Raw genomic sequence first — 1,405 nt, 5'->3', positions numbered from 1 at the left:
TGCGCTTCGCGCAGTGGTGCGGTTACGGAGGATTGCCCCTCCGTAACCGCACCACTGCGTTATGCGCCTGCTGCGGTCCGGACGACGACGACGGTCCCCGGGAAGTAGGCGGCCAGCTCGCTGCGCGACTGCTTGAGCGCGGCGGTGCCGTATCCGTGTTTGCGTGACTGCGGTGCGATCCACACCGCGATGTCCACTTCCTGGCCGGTGAGTTCACCGAAGACGAGGCCGACGCTCCGGGGCCGGTCTCCACTCACGTCTTCGCAGACGAACCATGCCGCGCTCTCGTCGTCGACCCGATTCAGGCCGGCCCTGCGCTCGGACTCCACCCGGTCGGTCGGCCACGGCGAACCGTCGTCGTCGAGTTGCTCGGCCGACCGCAGCCGGAACAGCTCGGCGTCGGTGTCGCTGGTGCTGAACGGTCGTAGCCGGACACCCGCGCCAGTGGCGAACGGGCGCTGTTCCGGCAGCCACTTGAGGGTCGCGTCCAGGTTGCGCACCTCGTTGCTGAGCCGGTCGCGTTCGATTCTGGTCAACCTGCCGAGCTGCAGGCCGAGCACCACGTTGGCGTTGGCCGCGCTCGTCTCGAGCAGCCCGCTCACGGTGCGCACGGCGGCCTCGTGATCGTCACTGTCGACGATGGCGTCGAGGACCTCGTGCCGCATGTCGAGCGCCTTCAGCAGCGCCGCGGCGAGCTCACGTCGGTCCAGGATCTGATCTTGGGGGCCAGCCGTCATGACGAAATCTCCCTATCCGTTGGTCTGCAACAGCGGAGCGCGCGCCTGCCGGGTGGGCGGCGGGCACTCTCATCGCATTGTCTGTCAACGGAGGGGCAATTGCTATGCGCACACGACGACGGGAATCTTCCGATCCGTCCACGACTGGTAGTCGTCGAACTCGGGATACATCGCGACCAGTCGCGGCCAGAGCTCCGCGTGCTCGGCGTCGTCCGCGATCCGTGCGACCAGCGTGCGCACATCCGAACGGATCTGGACCGTGACGTTGGGGTCGGCCTTCAAGTTCAGGTACCACAGGGGATTCTTGGGCTGACCGCCCTGGGAGGCGACCAGCACGACCCGGTCGCCGTCCTCGAGGAACAACAGCGGACTCACCCGCGGCTCGCCGCTCTTGCGTCCGGTGGTGGTGAGCAGGCAGATCGGCAGGCCGTTCTTGGCGGCACTCCCGACCCGCCAGGTGCCGCCGAGGCGCCCACCGGTTGCCCGGTACGCGATCACGTTCGACTTCGACATCCACTTGATGACGATTCGGGTGAACTTCGTGTCGAGCAACGGTGGGCGCTTCATCGTGGCGTCAGATCCGCTCGATGATGGTGCCGGTGGCCAGCGCGCCGCCCGCGCACATCGAGATCAGGGCGGTCGAGCCGTCGCGGCGCTCGAGCTCGTGC

2 protein-coding genes are annotated in these 1,405 nt (G+C 67.6%); both read right to left on the bottom strand.

The genetic code is table 11. The annotated features are described in order from the left end of the window. Window positions 1–59 precede the first annotated feature (59 nt). Window positions 60–737 carry a GNAT family N-acetyltransferase gene (locus tag ACFXGJ_RS24430; protein ID WP_378625861.1) on the bottom strand — a complete coding sequence of 226 codons (678 nt, stop codon included), beginning with the start codon at window positions 735–737 and terminating at the stop codon, window positions 60–62. A gap of 102 nt (window positions 738–839) precedes the next feature. Then, window positions 840–1,304 carry a nitroreductase family deazaflavin-dependent oxidoreductase gene (locus tag ACFXGJ_RS24425; protein WP_378625860.1) on the bottom strand — a complete coding sequence of 155 codons (465 nt, stop codon included), beginning with the start codon at window positions 1,302–1,304 and terminating at the stop codon, window positions 840–842. Window positions 1,305–1,405 lie beyond the last annotated feature (101 nt).

The organism is Rhodococcus sp. NPDC059234, from assembly GCF_042754225.1.
In the GTDB taxonomy this organism is placed as follows: Bacteria; Actinomycetota; Actinomycetes; order Mycobacteriales; family Mycobacteriaceae; genus Rhodococcus_G.
This window is presented reverse-complemented; position numbering and strand designations above follow the sequence as displayed.

Bases quoted from the DNA above. Each gene is read 5' to 3' on its own strand.
- ACFXGJ_RS24430 (WP_378625861.1), bottom strand. From the start codon at position 737: ATGACGGCTGGCCCCCAAGATCAGATCCTGGACCGACGTGAGCTCGCC.
- ACFXGJ_RS24425 (WP_378625860.1), bottom strand. From the start codon at position 1,304: ATGAAGCGCCCACCGTTGCTCGACACGAAGTTCACCCGAATCGTCATC.